At 74.5% G+C, this 15,689-nt stretch carries 13 protein-coding genes; 4 read left to right on the forward strand and 9 right to left on the reverse strand.

Annotation, left to right across the window (positions count from 1 at the left end; genetic code table 11):
* Positions 1 to 33: 33 nt before the first annotated feature.
* On the forward strand, positions 34 to 1,293 hold the full coding sequence (locus G9H71_RS02660; protein ID WP_166277357.1) for an EAL and HDOD domain-containing protein: 1,260 nt from the start codon (positions 34 to 36) through the stop codon (positions 1,291 to 1,293).
* Positions 1,294 to 1,332: 39 nt separating this feature from the next.
* Here G9H71_RS02660 and G9H71_RS24340 read toward each other — a convergent pair whose 3' ends face one another.
* The 7 genes from G9H71_RS24340 to rplU all read right to left on the reverse strand — a co-directional run bounded on the left by G9H71_RS24340 (position 1,333) and on the right by rplU (position 6,799).
* Entirely contained in the window at positions 1,333 to 1,467 is a 135-nt protein-coding gene (locus G9H71_RS24340; protein ID WP_269204424.1) for a hypothetical protein, read from the reverse strand.
* Positions 1,468 to 1,581: 114 nt separating this feature from the next.
* Positions 1,582 to 2,892, reverse strand: a complete 1,311-nt coding sequence (locus tag G9H71_RS02665; protein ID WP_331272700.1) for a glutamate-5-semialdehyde dehydrogenase — start codon at positions 2,890 to 2,892, stop codon at positions 1,582 to 1,584.
* Between the two features lie 194 nt (positions 2,893 to 3,086).
* Positions 3,087 to 3,464, reverse strand: a complete 378-nt coding sequence (locus G9H71_RS02670) for a hypothetical protein (RefSeq protein WP_231133993.1) — start codon at positions 3,462 to 3,464, stop codon at positions 3,087 to 3,089.
* 57 nt (positions 3,465 to 3,521) lie between these two features.
* On the reverse strand, positions 3,522 to 4,673 hold the full coding sequence (gene proB, locus G9H71_RS02675) for a glutamate 5-kinase (protein WP_331272701.1): 1,152 nt from the start codon (positions 4,671 to 4,673) through the stop codon (positions 3,522 to 3,524).
* Positions 4,670 to 6,040 carry a GTPase ObgE gene (obgE, locus tag G9H71_RS02680; protein ID WP_166277367.1) on the reverse strand — a complete coding sequence of 457 codons (1,371 nt, stop codon included), beginning with the start codon at positions 6,038 to 6,040 and terminating at the stop codon, positions 4,670 to 4,672. Before obgE ends, proB begins: the two co-directional genes overlap by 4 nt.
* A gap of 152 nt (positions 6,041 to 6,192) precedes the next feature.
* A complete protein-coding gene (gene rpmA / locus G9H71_RS02685; RefSeq protein WP_166277370.1) occupies positions 6,193 to 6,477 on the reverse strand; it encodes a 50S ribosomal protein L27 in 285 nt (94 codons plus the stop codon).
* A 7-nt stretch (positions 6,478 to 6,484) separates the two neighbouring features.
* Positions 6,485 to 6,799 carry a 50S ribosomal protein L21 gene (gene rplU, locus G9H71_RS02690; protein ID WP_331272702.1) on the reverse strand — a complete coding sequence of 105 codons (315 nt, stop codon included), beginning with the start codon at positions 6,797 to 6,799 and terminating at the stop codon, positions 6,485 to 6,487.
* Positions 6,800 to 7,080: 281 nt separating this feature from the next.
* On the opposite strand from rplU, the gene G9H71_RS02695 reads away from it, so the two are divergent.
* Entirely contained in the window at positions 7,081 to 7,926 is an 846-nt protein-coding gene (locus tag G9H71_RS02695) for an NAD(P)-dependent oxidoreductase (protein ID WP_166277376.1), read from the forward strand.
* A 148-nt stretch (positions 7,927 to 8,074) separates the two neighbouring features.
* Positions 8,075 to 10,294: a hypothetical protein gene (locus G9H71_RS23020; RefSeq protein ID WP_196791523.1), complete on the forward strand. Its 2,220-nt coding sequence runs from the start codon at positions 8,075 to 8,077 to the stop codon at positions 10,292 to 10,294.
* 5 nt (positions 10,295 to 10,299) lie between these two features.
* On the opposite strand, the gene G9H71_RS02705 is transcribed toward G9H71_RS23020, so the two are convergent.
* Complete coding sequence (locus G9H71_RS02705) at positions 10,300 to 10,911, reverse strand: TetR/AcrR family transcriptional regulator (protein ID WP_166277379.1); 612 nt, start codon at positions 10,909 to 10,911, stop codon at positions 10,300 to 10,302.
* A gap of 72 nt (positions 10,912 to 10,983) precedes the next feature.
* On the opposite strand from G9H71_RS02705, the gene G9H71_RS02710 reads away from it, so the two are divergent.
* Positions 10,984 to 12,222 (forward strand): alpha-amylase family protein, encoded by a 1,239-nt coding sequence (locus G9H71_RS02710; RefSeq protein WP_166277382.1) that lies wholly within the window; start codon positions 10,984 to 10,986, stop codon positions 12,220 to 12,222.
* A gap of 117 nt (positions 12,223 to 12,339) precedes the next feature.
* Here G9H71_RS02710 and G9H71_RS23335 read toward each other — a convergent pair.
* Positions 12,340 to 15,689: Rne/Rng family ribonuclease (locus G9H71_RS23335; RefSeq protein WP_166278975.1), on the reverse strand; the 3,350-nt coding region annotated here is incomplete at its 5' end.

Here is a 15,689-nt window from a genome sequence, read left to right on the forward strand (position 1 = left end):
CAGAACCGTAGCGACCGACGAGGAGGACCTCTCGTGACAGCCGTCCACGTAGGCCGGCAGCCGGTGTACGACCGCTCCCTGCAGGTCGTGGGCTACGAGCTGCTCTTCCGCCCCGAGGGACCGGCCGACACGGGCGCCGAGCGCGCTCTCGTCGCGGCCGCGTACCCGGGCACGGACCCCGCGGACGCCGCGACCACCCGCGTCATCGTCAGCACGTTCACCGAGTTCGGCCTCGAGCGGCTCGTCGGCCGACGCCGCGCGTTCGTCAACGTCACCCGGGCCTTCATCGTCGGCACCCTCCCGGTGCCGTTCGCCGCGGACTCGGCGGTGCTGGAGCTGCAGCCGAGCATCCTCGCCGACGACGAGGCCCTGCACGGGGTCAAGCGCCTCGCCGACCAGGGGTACGCCCTGGCGCTGGACGACTGGCGGGGCGAGCCCGAGCGCGCTCCCCTGCTGCCGTTCTGCCGCTTCGTCAAAATCGACATAGCCCACACCAGCCCGGAGGACCTGCCCCGGCTCGTCCGCGAGCTGCGCGCGGACGCGGACGTGCAGCTCATCGCCGAGAGCGTCGAGAAGCTCTCGGACATGGAGCGCTGTCACGAGCTGGGCTTCGAGCACTTCCAGGGGCGCTTCCTGCTCCGCCCCGACGTCGTCACCGCGCGCACGGTCTCGCCGTCGGAGCTGTCGAGCCTGCAGCTGCTGGCCAAGCTCGCGGACCCGGAGATCGACCTGGCCGACATCGAGGCGGTCGTGCGGACCGACGTGGGGCTGAACTACCGCGTGCTGCGGGCCGCGAACGCCGCCGCCTCCGGCCCCGCCCGGCGCATCGAGTCGATCCGGGACGCCCTCGTCCTGCTCGGGATGCAGACGCTGCGCTCGTGGATGCTGCTGATGGTCCTCGCCTCGGGCAAGCCGGACGAGGAGAAGCTGCGCACGGCCATGACGCGCGCCCGGGCGTGCGAGATCCTCGCCGGTCGCGTCGGCGGGACGCGGCCCGAGTCGGCCTTCATCGTCGGGCTGCTCTCGAGCCTGGACATGCTGCTCGGCCTGTCGATGGACGTCGTCGTCGAGCGGCTCCCGCTCGCCGCGGACCTGCACCTCGCGCTCGCCCACAAGCAGGGCCGGCTCGGCAAGATTCTCGACGCCGTCCTGGCGCAGGAGGCCAGCGACGAGCGGCGGATCGCGACGCTCGCCGACGCGCTCCCGGTCGACGTGACCGAGCTGTCGCGCGCCTACCTCGCGGCCGTCACCTGGTCCAACCAGACCTGCGACGAGGTGCTGCCGGCCGCCTGAGCCGGGCCGCCGCGGAGCCTGCGCAGGCCCGGCGCCGGGTCAGCGGTCGTGGTTGAAGCTGATCGTGATCAGCAGCGCCACGATGAGGATGCCGAAGGTGATCAGCCCGATCACCAGCGGGTCGGCGGGCAGCTCGTTCGCGTGCTCCTCGGCGGCCAGCACGGCACTGCGCATGTCGCGCTCCTCGTCGTCGCTCGTCGGTTCGGTCGGTCTCGTCGGCGGGCAGCCGCTTCCCACGGGAGGTGAGCGCCGGCTGCGTGCTCCGGCGCCCATCGTGGCACAGCGGGCTCAGGCCCTGACGGTGCCCTCACCGGTCATGACGAACTTGGTCGACGTCAGCTCGGTCAGCCCCATCGGCCCGCGCGCGTGCAGCTTCTGGGTGGAGATGCCGATCTCGGCCCCGAAGCCCAGCTCGCCGCCGTCGGTGAACCGGGTCGACGCGTTCACCGCCACGCCGGCCGAGTCCACGGTCGCCACGAACCGGCGCGCCGCCTGCTGGGACCGGGTCACGATGGCCTCGGTGTGGCCGCTGCCGTAGGTGCGGATGTGCGTGACCGCCTCATCCAGCGAGCCGACGACCTTGGCCGCGAGGTCGAGCGAGAGGTACTCGGCGTACCAGTCGTCCTCGGTCGCCTCGACCGTCTCGATCCCCGCGTCCGCGGCCGCCTTGGCCACCGCCTCGTCGGCGTGCAGCGTGACGCCGGCCTCGCGCAGCGCCGGGAGCGCCACGGGGAGGAACGCGTCGGCGACGTCCTCGTGCACGAGCAGGGTCTCGGCGGAGTTGCAGACGCTGGTGCGCTGGGTCTTCGCGTTGAGCAGGATCTTCACGGCCATGTCGACGTCGGCCTCGGCGTCGACGTAGACGTGGCAGTTGCCCACGCCCGTCTCGATCACCGGCACCGTCGACTCCTCGACGACCGAGCGGATCAGCCCCGCCCCGCCGCGCGGGATGAGCACGTCCACCAGCCCGCGGGCGCGCATGAGGTGCTTGACCGACTCGCGCGACTCCCCCGGCACGAGCTGGACCGCGTCCCCGGGCAGGCCGGCCGCGACGAGCGCGCGCTGCAGCACCGCGATGAGGGCGGTGTTGGAGGAGTACGCCGACGAGGACCCGCGCAGCAGGGCGGCGTTGCCGGACTTCAGGCAGAGCCCGGCGGCGTCGACCGTGACGTTGGGCCGGGCCTCGTAGATGATCCCGACGACGCCCATCGGCACGCGCACCTGGCGCACCTCGAGGCCGTTCGGGCGGACGAAGCCACGGACCACCTCACCGACCGGGTCGGGCAGCGCGGCAACGTCGCGCAGGCCCTGGGCCATGCCCTGCAGCCGCTCGCGGGTCAGCCGCAGCCGGTCGATCATGTTGGCCAGGGTGCCGTTGCCCTCGGCGCGGGCGATGTCCTCGGCGTTGGCGGCCAGGATCTCGTCGGCGTGCTCGAGCAGCGCGTCGGCCATCGCGAGCAGCGCAGCGTCCTTGGGGCCGCGCGGCAGTGGCGCGAGCTCGACGCTCGCCTCCTTGGCCCGGCGGGCGGCGGCCAGCACGGCCTCGCGCTCGTCGGTCGAGGTGTCGGGCTGCCCTGCGGTCGAGACGTCGGCGCTCACGGGTTCAGGGTACGGCGGCCCCGCGTCCGCTCGCCTCGCCTTTCTCCGCCGCCTCGCCTCTGCCTGCGCGGTTTCCCACCCCGCCGCTGCGCGCCCCGCCTTCCTCGTCGTGATCATGCACATGTGGCAAGTTCTCCACAGCCTCGTGTCTGTGGACAACTCGCCATATGCGCATGATCAGCGCGAGGGTGGGGTCAGAAGGGGGCGACCTCGCCGGCCGGCACGAGCGCCGGGGCCGGCGGCTGGGCCATCCGCCAGTGGTAGGTCTCGCGGTCCACGACCTCGAGGCCGACGACCTCCCAGGCCGGGAGCCCGGCGCTCGTCCGGTGCTCGCCCCAGAGCCGCAGGGCGAGGGCGGCCGCGTCGTCCAGGCAGCGCGCCTCCTCCCAATAGCGCACCTCGGCGCGCTCGCTGGAGAAGCGCGCCGAGAGCAGGAAGGGGCGCTCCTCGGCCAGCCGGCGCAGCGCCTCCTGCAGCGACGCCTCGTCCATCGGGTCCCCGCAGACGCTGAGCGTGACGTGGTACATCTCGCCCAACTGCTCCGGCCCGTCCGGCTGCGAAGAGGACGACACAGACGCCCAACCTTCCCTGTGAACTCCGCCGCTACCGGCTCTGGACCGCATGAGCCGTCAACGGCTCAGGACGACGAGGTCGTCGCGGTGGACCACCTCGCGCTCGTACGCCGGCCCGAGGTCGGCGGCCAGCTCGTGCGTGGAGCGGCCGAGCAGCCCCGGAAGCTCCGTCGCATCGAAGTTGACCAGACCGCGGGCGACGGCGTGGCCCTTTTCGTCCACTAGCTCGACCGGATCGCCGGCAGCGAACTCCCCCTCGACGGCCGTCACCCCGGCGGGCAGCAGCGAGGCGCTGCGCTCGACGACGGCGCGCACTGCGCCGGCGTCGAGCCGGAGCCGGCCGCGCGGGGCCGTCGCGTGCGCCAGCCAGAGCAGCCGCGTCGAGCGCCGTCGCCCCCAGGCGGCGAAGACGGTCCCGACCGGGTCGCCGCCGAGCGCCCGCCCCGCGTCTGCGGCGGCCGCCAGCAGGGTCGGGATGCCGGCCCCGGTCGCGATGCGGGCCGCCTCGACCTTCGTCACCATGCCGCCGGTGCCGACCGAGCTGCCCACCCCCCCGACGTCGACGTCGTCGAGCGCGGAGGCGTTGGCCACCTCGGGGATGAGCTTGGCCCCGGGGTTGCGCGGGTTGCCGTCGTAGAGCCCGTCGACGTCGCTGAGCAGCACGAGCGCGTCGGCGTGGACCAGCTGCGCGACGAGCGCGGCGAGCCGGTCGTTGTCACCGAAGCGGATCTCGTGCGTCGCCACGGTGTCGTTCTCGTTGACCACCGGCAGCACGCCGAGCGCCAGCAGCCGGTAGAGCGTGCGCTGGGCGTTGCGGTAGTGGCTGCGCCGGATGACGTCCTCGGCCGTGAGCAGCACCTGCCCGACGCGTACGCCGTGGCCCTCGAACGCCGAGGTGTAGCGGTGCATGAGCATGCCCTGGCCCACGCTGGCCGCCGCCTGCTGCGTCGCGAGGTCGCGCGGACGCCGCCGCAGGCCCAGCGGAGCGAGCCCGGCGGCGATGGCGCCGGAGCTGACCAGCACCACCTCCGAGCCGGCCCGCACCCGCGCCGCGAGCGCGTCGACCAGCGCCCGCACCCGCTCGTCGTCGATGCCGCCGTCGCGCGTCGTCAGCGACGAGGAGCCGACCTTGACCACGACGCGGGCGGCGGACGCGACGGCACCGCGCCAGTCGGGCACCTCGGCCACGGCCGCAGCGCCGGCCGTCACCGCGTACGCCGCCGCTCGGGCTCGAGCCGGATGTCACTCCCTCGCGGCCCGTGCAGCAGCTCCGCGCCGGACTCCAGCGTCGGCTCCCAGTCGAAGACCACGGCGTTGTCCCCGGCGCCGATCACGACCTCGTCGCCGGCCTGCGCGCCCTGCTTGAGCAGCTCGTCCTCGACCCCGAGCCGGGCGAGCCGGTCGGCGAGGTAGCCGACCGCCTCGTCGTTGGTGAAGTCGGTCTGGCGCACCCAGCGCCACGGCTTGTCGCCGAGCACGCGGAAGCGGTCGCCCTCGCGCTGGACCGTGAACTCCTGCTCCTTGTGGCCGCGCGGGCGCAGCACGATGCGCTCGGGCTCGGCGGCAGGGGCGGCGGCGCGCGCGTCAGCCACGACGCGGGCCATCGCGAAGGACAGCTCGCGCAGGCCCTCGCGCGTGGCGGCCGAGACCTCGAGCACCTGCAGCCCGCGCGCCTCGAGCTCGGGCCGGACCATGTCGGCCAGGTCCCGGGCGTCGGGCACGTCGACCTTGTTGAGGGCCACGAGGCGCGGCCGGTCGGCCAGGCCGCCGTACTCGGCCAGCTCGGCCTCGATGACGTCGAGGTCGGTGAGCGGGTCGCGGCCGGGCTCGATCGTGGCGCAGTCCAGCACGTGCACCAGGGCGGCGCAGCGCTCCACGTGGCGCAGGAACTCCAGGCCGAGGCCCTTGCCCTGGCTGGCGCCCGGGATGAGCCCGGGCACGTCGGCCACGGTGAAGCGCACGTCGCCGGCCTGCACCACGCCGAGGTTCGGCACCAGGGTCGTGAACGGGTAGTCGGCGATCTTCGGCTTGGCCGCCGAGAGCGCGCCGACGAGGCTGGACTTGCCGGCGCTGGGGAACCCGACGAGCGCGATGTCGGCGACGGTCTTGAGCTCGAGGACGACGTCGAGCGCGTCGCCGGGCTCGCCGAGCAGCGCGAAGCCGGGGGCCTTGCGCTTCGTGGAGGCGAGGGCGGCGTTGCCGAGCCCGCCGCGGCCGCCGTGGGCGATGACGTATCTCGTCCCCGCCCCGACCAGGTCGGCGAGCACCTCGCCGTCGAGCGTGGTCACCACCGTGCCGTCAGGGACCGGCAGCACGAGGGTCTCGCCGTTCGCGCCGTCGCGGTTGTTGCCCTGGCCCTGCTTGCCGCTCGTCGCGCGCCGGTGCGGGCCGTGGTGGTAGTCGAGGAGGGTCGTGACCTGCGGGTCCACGACGAGCACGATGTCGCCGCCGTTGCCGCCGTCACCGCCGTCGGGGCCGCCGAGCGGCTTGAACTTCTCGCGGTGGACGGACGCGCAGCCGTTGCCGCCGTCGCCGGCAGCCGCGTGCAGCACGACGCGGTCGACGAAGGTCGTCACGGGCTGTCCTCTCGTTGGCACGAAGCCGTCGGGTCCAGCCTGCCGCACGGACGCACGTCCGCGCTGCGGCAGCTGCGCCGGCTGGGGAAAAGCGAAGGGCGGACCGGGGAAGACCGGTCCGCCCTTCGAGGAACTGCAGTGCCGCGGGGAAGCTACTCCGCGACCGCGACCACGTCGGCCGCGACGGCGGCCGGCACGATGTTGACGACGCGGCGCTCGCGCTTGCGGCCGAACTCCACGTGGCCGGGGACGAGCGCGAACAGCGTGTCGTCGCCGCCACGGCCCACACCGTCACCGGGGTGGAAGTGGGTGCCGCGCTGGCGGACGAGGATCTCGCCCGCCTTCACCAGCTGGCCACCGAACCGCTTGACCCCGAGGTACTGCGGGTTCGAGTCACGACCGTTGCGCGTCGAGGACGCGCCCTTCTTGTGTGCCATGGCGGGCCTACTTCCCGGTCTCGATGCCGGTGACGCGCACCTGCGTCAGCGAGCTGCGGAAGCCGCCACGCACGCGGTAGCCGGTCTTGTTCTTGTACTTGAGGATGTCGATCTTGGGGCCCTTGCGGTGGTCGAGGACCTCCGCCGTCACCGTGACGTTGGCGAGCGCGGCCGCGTCGCTGGTCACGGTGTCGCCGTCCACGAGGAGCAGCGGCTTGAGCTGGAAGGTCGACCCCGGCTCACCAGCGACCCGGTCGAGGACGACGTAGTCACCGACAGCGACCTTCTCCTGACGGCCGCCGGCCCGGACGATGGCGTACACCTGGCGCTTCCTTCCCGCGTGAGACGGCCCGCGCGGCTGCACCGGCATCCTGAGCGGGGCCGATGCGCACAAGCGCGGGCAGGCACGCCGGAGGCGCACCGAGGAAACAGAGTACGTAGCCCCGTCCGGCACGGTCAAACCGGCCCGCGGCCCCGGCCGCACAGGCCCGCGGATCGTCCGGCGTGCGCAGCGCCCGAGCCGGGAACGTGGGTGTCGACCGCGGGCGGCCGCCCGCGAGCCCCGACGGACGGACGGACGCGTGAAGACCGCATGAGGACCGCATGAGGATCGCATTCCTAGGGCTCGGCCGCATGGGCCGCGAGCTCGCCCGGCACCTGCTCGACGAGCACGACGTGACCGTGTGGAACCGGACCGCGGCGGCGGCCGACGGGCTCGTCGGCGAGGGCGCGCGCCGGGCCGGGTCACCGGCCGAGGCCGTCGACGGCGCCGACGTCGTCTTCACCGCGCTGTTCGGCGCCGACGCCGTGCGCGAGGTCGTGGTCAACGCGCGGCTGCCGATCCCGGCCGAGGCCACCTGGGTCGACGTCACCACGCTGTCCCCGGCGCAGGCGCGCGAGTTCGCCGCGTGGGCCGCCGAGCACGAGGTCTGGTACGCCCACTCCCCCGTCGTCGGGTCGCTCGCCCCCGCGCGTGCCCGGGCGCTCGGCGTCCTCCTCGGCGGGGACCCGGAGGCGGTGCGGGTCGCCGAGCCCCTCGTCCGGCTCTGGGCGGCCCCGGACCGCCTGCGGGTCTACGACTCGGCCGCCCTCGCCGCGGCCGACAAGCTCGTCAACAACCTCGCCCTCGCCGTCGCCATGCAGGGGGTCGTCGAGGCGCTCCGGCTGGGCCGCTCCGCCGGGCTCTCCCCCGAGCAGGTCCTGGCCGCGCTCGACGGGTCGATGCTCACCCCCACCGTCAAGGCCAAGGGCGAGGCGCTGCGGTCGGCGGCGTACTCCGACACGCAGTTCTCCACCGACCTGCTTGCGAAGGACTCCCGGCTCATGCTCGACACCACGCGACTGCCGCTGCCGGCCCTGACCGCCGCGGCCGCCGCCCTCCTCGACGCCTCCCGCCGGGGCCACGGGGACGACGACTTCTCGGTGATCGCCGCCGACGACGCGCGGTAGCCCGGGACCTGTTGCGGGGGCGAAACGTCACCTCATCGGGCCGTCAGGCCCGGGACCGGCCGTGCCGAAGGCATTGCGACGGCTCTCCCGGGCCGTCGGCAGCCGTCGTGTACGCGGCGGCCGGCCTGCCGACCGACGAGGAACCTCCGTGCCCCACCAGCTCCAGCGGCTCCTGCAGGACCGCCGCGTCCGCGCGCTCGTGCCGCTGCTGCTCAGCGTCGCCCTGCTCGCCCCTGCCGCCGCGGTCCAGGCGCCGCACCTCGCCGACGCCGCCGCCCGCTCCTTCGGCAAGAAGATCGAGTGGTTCGCCGCCCAGCAGCCGCAGAAGACGTGCAGCCCGACGCCGAAGCCGGGGACGCTGAAGCTGGCCACCTGGCTGCAGAAGACGTACAAGGGCACGGGCAGCCTCGGCATCAGCCGGGCCTGCAAGGCCGGAGCCCGCTCGGAGCACAAGGAGGGGCGCGCGTTCGACTGGAAGGTCAACGTCCGCAACTCGAAGCAGAAGGCGCAGGCCGCGGCCTTCCTGAAGTACCTCCTCGCCACGGACCGCTACGGCAACAAGGCGGCCATGGCGCGCCGCATGGGCGTCATGTACGTCATCTGGAACCGTCGCATCTGGTCGACGTCCAGCCCCACCGTCTGGCGGCCGTACCACGGTGCCAGCGCCCACACCGATCACATGCACATCTCGCTGGGCTGGAACGGCGCGCTGGGCAAGACCTCGTTCTGGTCCGGGCTCGTCGTCGACCCCGTGCTGCCGCCCGTCAAGCCTCCGGTGAAGGTGGCGCCGACGCCGGCGCCCGTGCCCACGGCCAAGCCGACGCCGCCCCCGGTGCCGACCGTCAAGCCCACCCCGGCCCCGGTCGTCCCCGTCGCCCCGCCCGCGTGGACGCCGCGGCCCACGCCCACGCCCACTCCGACTCCGACGCCTGCTCCGATCTGGCCGCCGCTGGTGGACCTGTCCACCGGGTCGCCGGTCGACGTCGAGGTCCCGGTCCTCGGCCAGGTCACCACGACGCCGTTCTCGCTGAAGGCCGGGACGAAGTACCGCCTCGCGGTCAGCGGCACCTACCGCTACGGCACCGGCAGCTCGCTGGCCGACGCGACGTGCAACTGGCACCCGTACGACGACAAGGGCTGGGCGCGGCAGTCGACGTGGGAGTCGACGGGGACGGCCCAGTTCGACCTCGTGGTCGACGGGCGCAGCGACTGGCGCACGCGCAGCGGGTCGACGGGGTCGTGCGACTCGGCGCACGTCTACTACCTCGACCACACCCCGTCGGCCAGCGGCCCGCTCACGCTGCAGGTGCTGGACGACTACTACCCCGACAACTCCGGCTCGCTGCGGCTCTCGGTCATGAAGGCCGGCGCCTCGGTGTGGGACCTCGCGTCCCCCGTGCCGCCCGCCGCCGCCCTGCCCGAGGACGACGAGCCGCGGCTCACCGACGGCCCGGCGGCGTACGTCGACTCGGTGGACGTCCCGGCGGACGGCGGCGTCGTCCGGACGCGCCAGGTCCTCGAGGCCGGCATCTCCTACACCGTCACCGCCTCCGGCGTCATCGACTTCGGCGAGGGCGAGTCCGACGCGGCGTGCCTGCGACGGGGGCAGTCGACTTCGTGGAAGCGCACTGCGTCCGTCGACCCGCTCCATCAGGAGCAGGCCTCGCTCGACCTCTACGTCGACGGCGTCGCGCCGGGCTTCAGCCCGGTCGGCACGGCCACCAGCAACTGCGCGACGTCCACCCACACCTACACCTGGACCTACACGCCGTCCATCGACGGACGAGCACGGCTTCAGGTCTTCGACCCGTCGCCGCAGGACAACACCGGCGCGCTCCGCGTCACCGTCGAGCGGTCCACCGCCGTCGCGCCGCCCAGCCCGGACGGCTCGGCGGTGACCGGCGGCCCGACGCTCGTCGACGAGACGGTCACGCTGCCCGCGGACTCCGCCAGCCCGGTACGGACGGCCGGCTCGCTCGTGCGGGGCGCGACGTACCAAGTGACGGTGAGCGGCGCCTACGACACGGGCTACGGCCTCGCGGACGCCGAGTGCGCCGCCCGCGGCGGGGAGTGGGACAGCGAGGTGGACTGGAACACGGTCCGCCCGGCGGACCTGTTCGACCTCTACCTCAACGGCGTGGACCCGGCCCTCACCGCGGCGGACGCCGACGCGGCCGGCTGCAGCGAGCTCCACGTGTGGAAGGGGAGCTACACCGCGACGCGCAACGGCGCGCTGCGGCTCGGGATCTGGGACGTGGACCTCGGCGACAACAGCGGTGAGCTCACGGTCCGGGTGACGCGCGTCGTGGCGGGGCAGACGCCGCCGCCGGCCACCAGCCCGTCCCCGTCCCCGCCACGTACCGCCTGACGGGCTCAGGCGTCCCAGTCGCCGAGGCCGCCCTCGAGTGCACCGAGGGCGGCCTCGACGAGCGGCCACCGCTCCTGCTCGGGGCAGCCGGTGTCGACCCAGCGCAGGCATGCGGTGTCGAGGAAGCCGAAGAAGCCCCAGAGGGCGAACTCGCGTCGCCGGCCCTCCCTCGCCTTCAGCAGCGCCCGGAGCCGCTCGACCTGGTCGGCCCGGGCAGCCGTGCGCACCTGCGCCACCTGCGCCGGCTCCTCCGCGCTGCCGAGGAGCGGCGCGCCCCATCCCGCGGGGTGGGCGGCCACCGTGTCCAGGTGGACGAGCGTCGCCGCACGGATGCGGTCGCGCACCGGCGCGCCCGGCGCGAGCTGAGCCAGGGCGTCGTCCTGCCGCTGCACGAACCGGTCGACCGCGCGGCGGACGACCTCGGCGTAGAGCTCCGCCTTGCCGGTGAAGTAGCGGTAGACCAGCGCTTCGGACGCGCTGGCCGCAAGGGCGATGCCGGCGAGGCCCACCTCGCGGTAGGGCGCCGTCGTGAACGCTGCGGATGCGGCCTCGACGATCCGCTCGCGCCGCTCCTCCGGCTCCAGGCGCTGGCGCGGGGACCGGTCACGTCGAGCCACGCTTGCCAGCCTACCGCTACTGACCTAGCCTCACTTGAGTAGTGAGTTCCACTCAATAGGAGGCGAGAGCGCGTGGACGACGTGCGCAGCTGGTGGCACGTGTATCCCCTGGGCTTCTGCGGCGCCCCGATCCGCGAGCCCGACCCCGACCCCTCGCCCCGGCTGCGCCGGCTGCTCCCCTGGCTCGGCTACGCCGCCGGCCTCGGCGTGACCGGGCTGCTGCTCGGGCCGGTCTTCGCCGCCTCCACCCACGGCTACGACAGCGTCGACCAGTTCACGATCGACCCGCGCCTCGGGACGGACGCCGACTTCGACGACCTCGTCGCCGCCTGCCGCGAGCAGGGGCTCGAGGTCGTCCTCGACGGCGTCTTCAACCACGTCGGCGCCGACCACCCGCTCCTGCGCCGAGCGCTGACCGAGGGGCCGTCCGGGCCGACGACCAGGCTCTTCCGCATCGACTGGGACGCCCCCGGCGGCCCCCGCCCGCAGGTTTTCGAGGGCCACGGCTCGCTGGTGGCGCTCGACCACGCCGAGCCCGCGGTCGCCGACTACGTCGTCTCCGTCATGACCCACTGGCTGCGCCGCGGCATCGCGGGCTGGCGCCTCGACGCGGCGTACGCCGTGGACCCGAGCTTCTGGCGGACGGTGCTGGCCCGGGTACGGGCGGAGTTCCCCGACGCGTGGTTCGTCGCCGAGGTGATCCACGGTGACTACGCCGACTTCGTCGCCCGCTCGACCGTCGACTCGGTCACGCAGTACGAGCTGTGGAAGGCGGTCTGGAGCAGCCTGGTCGACCGCAACTTCTACGAGCTGGAGTGGGCGCTGCGCCGCCACGGCTCGTTCCTCGACAGCTTCGTGCCTGCGACGTTCGTCGGCAACCACGACGTCTCGCGCATCGCGAGCACCGTCGGCCCCGACGCGGCGGTGCTGGCGCTCGTCGTGCTGCTCACCACCGGCGGCGTCCCGTCGGTCTACTACGGCGACGAGCAGGCGTTCACCGGGGTCAAGGAGGAGCGGATCGGCGGTGACGACGCCGTGCGCCCGGCCTTCCCCGCCGACCCCTCGGGCCTGGCGCCCTGGGGCGAGGGGATGCTGCGGGCACACCAGGAGCTGCTCGCCCTGCGCCGGGCCAGGCCGTGGCTGCAGACGGCCCGGACCGAGACGCTCGCGCTGACGAACACGCGCTACGAGTACGCCGCCCGCTCTGCGGCCGGGGGCGCCGGACTGCGGGTCGAGCTGGACGTGGAGAAGGCCCCGCGCGCCGTCGTGCGCGACGAGGACGGGGCCGTGCTCTACGCCTTTCCGCGCTGAGCGGCGAGGGGTGTCGCTCGCGACGTGCCTGCGATGGCGACGAAAGACGCTCCAGCGGCTGTCGGCACGCACGGCGACGGCCCGGGGCAGCGCCCCGGGCCGTCCTCGCGCCTCGCGTCAGCTCGTCTTCGACCGTCGGCGGCGGCGTACGGGGCGCCCGTCGTCGACCGGCTCCACGTCCTGCGCCGGGTCGGGCCCGGCTTCGCTCAGGAGCGACGGGCGCGGCTCCGCTGCGTCCTCGGCGACGCCGGGCGAGCCGTTGCCGCTTCCGAACGACGCTTCGCTGCTGCTCGATTCAGCGCTCTGCGGTTCGGTGCTCCGCGCTTCACCAGTGCGGGCTTCGCCGTTCGGCGCGTCGGCAGCAGCCTGCGGAGCCTGCGCCGCACGGGTCGCCCGACGGCTGCGCCGCGCCCGCGGCGCGGGCGGCTCGACCGGGTCCTCGGCGGCCACCGGGCTCGTGCCGGGCTGCTCGGCCTCCGCGGGCCTGCTGTCGGCGGATGCGGCGTCGGCCGGCGTCGCGTCGGCCACAGCCTGCTCGGACCCGCCGGCAACCGAAGGAGCGCTCCCGGTGCCGACGTCCTCCGTGCGGGCGCCCTCGGCCGCCCCGCCCTCCGCGGACGACGCGAGCAGTGCCGGCGACGGCGGCGCGCCCGGAGGCACGACGATCCCGCGGCGCGGGCGGCGGCCCTTGTCCGCCGACTCGCCCGGCTCGACCGGCGCGGCCGCGACAGCGACCGGCTCGACGTGACCGTTGTCCAGATGGATCCGGACACCGCGGCCCTTGCACGCCTCGCACGGCTCCGAGAACGCCTCGAGCAGCCCGGTGCCGACGCGCTTGCGGGTCATCTGCACGAGCCCGAGCGACGTGACCTCGGCGACCTGGTGCTTCGTGCGGTCACGCCCGAGGCACTCGAGCAGGCGCCGCATCACGAGGTCGCGGTTGCTCTCGAGGACCATGTCGATGAAGTCGATGACGATGATCCCGCCGAGGTCGCGCAGGCGCAGCTGGCGGACGATCTCCTCGGCCGCCTCGATGTTGTTCTTGGTGACCGTCTCCTCGAGGTTGCCGCCCTTGCCGATGAAGCGGCCGGTGTTGACGTCGACGACGACCATCGCCTCGGTCCGGTCGATCACCAGCGAGCCACCCGAGGGCAGCCACACCTTGCGGTCGAGCGCCTTCGCGAGCTGCTCGTCGACCCGGTGCGCCGCGAACACGTCGCCGGTGCCGGTCCAGCGCGAGACGCGGTCCGCGAGGTCCGGCGCGAGGCCGCGGATGTAGGGCTCGACCGTGTTCCACGCGTCGTCACCGGAGACGATGAGCCCGGAGAAGTCCTCGTTGAAGAGGTCGCGGACGACACGGACGGTGAGGTCGGCCTCGCCGCGCAGCAGGGAGGGCGCGCTCGCCGTCGCAGCCTTGCGCTCGATCTCCTCCCACTGCTCCTGCAGCCGCTCGACGTCGCGGGCGATGTCCTCCTCGCTCGCCCCCTCCGCCGCCGTGCGCACGATGACGCCGGCGTTCTCGGGGACGACCTTCTTGAGGATGGACTTGAGCCGCGAGCGCTCGGTGTCGGGCAGCTTGCGGCTGATGCCGGTCATCGAGCCGTTGGGGACGTAGACCAGGAAGCGGCCCGGCAGGCTGATCTGGCTGGTCAGCCGGGCGCCCTTGTGGCCGATCGGGTCCTTCGTGACCTGCACGAGCACCGGGTCGCCCGACTTCAGCGCCACCTCGATGCGCTTCGGCTGGCCCTCGAGGCCGGCGGCGTCCCAGTTGACCTCGCCGGCGTAGAGGACCGCGTTGCGGCCCCGGCCGAGGTCGATGAACGCAGCCTCCATGCTCGGCAGGACGTTCTGCACGCGCCCGAGGTAGACGTTGCCGACCATCGTGCCGGTCTCGCCCTTGTCGACGTAGTGCTCGACGAGCACGCCGTCCTCGAGCACGGCGATCTGCGTGCGCTGACGCGTCTGCCGCACGATCATCTTGCGGTCGACGCTCTCCCGGCGGGCCAGGAACTCGGCCTCGGTGAGCACGGGCACCCGACGACGGCCGTGCTCACGGCCCTCGCGGCGGCGCTGCTTCTTGGCCTCGAGCCGGGTGGAGCCGCGCAGCGACTGCACCTCGTCCTCGTCGTCGCGCGTACGGCCGCGCCGGGTCTCGCGGACCCGGACGACCGTGCGCTCGGGGTCGTCCGCCGGGGTCGCCTCGTCGTCGGCGCCACCACGCCGGCGCCGACGACGACGGCGGCGCGAGCCCGCGGACTCCTCGTCTCCGTCCCGGTCGGCCTCGTCCGCGTCGCGGCCCTCGGCCTCGGACGCCTGCTCCTCGCCCGTCTCGGGCTCCGTGCCCTCGATCGTGCCGGTGGGCTCGGTCGCGTCGCTCCCGGCCTCGCCGCCCTGGTCACCGCCGGTGTCGCCGCGGCGGTTGCGGCGGCCGCGGCCGCCGCGACGGCGCCGGCGGCGCCCCTCGCTCGGCTGCGCCTCGTCGGTGTCGGCCTCACTGTCGGCCTCGCTGTCGGCCTCGTCCACCGGCTCGAAGACCGCCTCGGCGGCGTCCTCCTCGGCATCCGTGGCCTCGGCCGGCTCGGCGCCCTGCGCCTCGACACTGGCCTCGTCGACACCGGCCTCGTCGACACCGGCCTCATCGCTGCCGGCCTCGTCGGCGGCGGGCTCTGCGGCGGCCACTCCGTCGGCGGCTGCGTCCCCGGTGACGGCCTGCTCCGCGGCGACGAGCGCCGCAGCCTGCTCCGCCTCGAGCGCGGCGGCCTGCTCGGCGGCGAGGGCCGCGGCGGCGGCCTTCTTGGACGTACGCCGGCGGCGCGGGGCCGGCTGCTCCTCGGCCTGCGCCGGTGCAGCCGCCGCGTCAGCCGCGGGGGCGGGGACGGCGTCGGAGGGGGCGGCGTCGGCGGGGCCGGCGTCGGCCGCGGGGGTGGCGGCCGGCGCGGACGCCTTCTTCGTGGCCCGGCGGCGGCGGGGTGCGGGCTCGGGCTCGGCCGGCGGCTGGAAGAGGACCGCCGGCGGGGTGGCCACGGCGGTCGGCTCGATCGGTGCGGCGTGAGCCGCGAGCGGCTCGGCCGAGGTGGCGACATCGGGCGTCGGTGCCGCCACGAGGGAGGCCGCGTCATCCACGGGCGCCGCCGCCTCCGCGGCCGGAGCCGCAGCATCAGCAGCCGCATCGTCGGCGGCGAGGGCCGCAACGCCAGCATCGGGGGCCGGGACGCCAGCGGCCGGGGCCGCAGCGTCCGCCGCGGGTGCCGCCGCCTCGGCGGGCGTCTCGACAGCCGGTGCGGCCGCCTTCTTCGCGGTCTTGCGGGTACGCCGGCGCGGCGCCGGCGCTTCGGCGGCAGCCTCGGGCGCGGCGGTTGCCTCGGCAGCGGCCGCGTCCGGCGCTGCGGCGTCCGGAGCAGCAGCGGGGTCCGGAGCAGCAGCGGGGTCCGGAGCAGCAGCGGCGTCCGGAGCAGCAGCGGCGTCCG

This window comes from Motilibacter deserti (assembly GCF_011250635.1).
Classification (GTDB): Bacteria; Actinomycetota; Actinomycetes; order Motilibacterales; family Motilibacteraceae; genus Motilibacter_A; species Motilibacter_A deserti.

Bases quoted from the DNA above. Each gene is read 5' to 3' on its own strand.
- G9H71_RS02695 (WP_166277376.1), top strand. From the start codon at position 7,081: ATGAGGATCGCATTCCTAGGGCTCGGCCGCATGGGCCGCGAGCTCGCC.
- G9H71_RS24340 (WP_269204424.1), bottom strand. From the start codon at position 1,467: ATGCGCAGTGCCGTGCTGGCCGCCGAGGAGCACGCGAACGAGCTGCCC.
- rpmA (WP_166277370.1), bottom strand. From the start codon at position 6,477: ATGGCACACAAGAAGGGCGCGTCCTCGACGCGCAACGGTCGTGACTCG.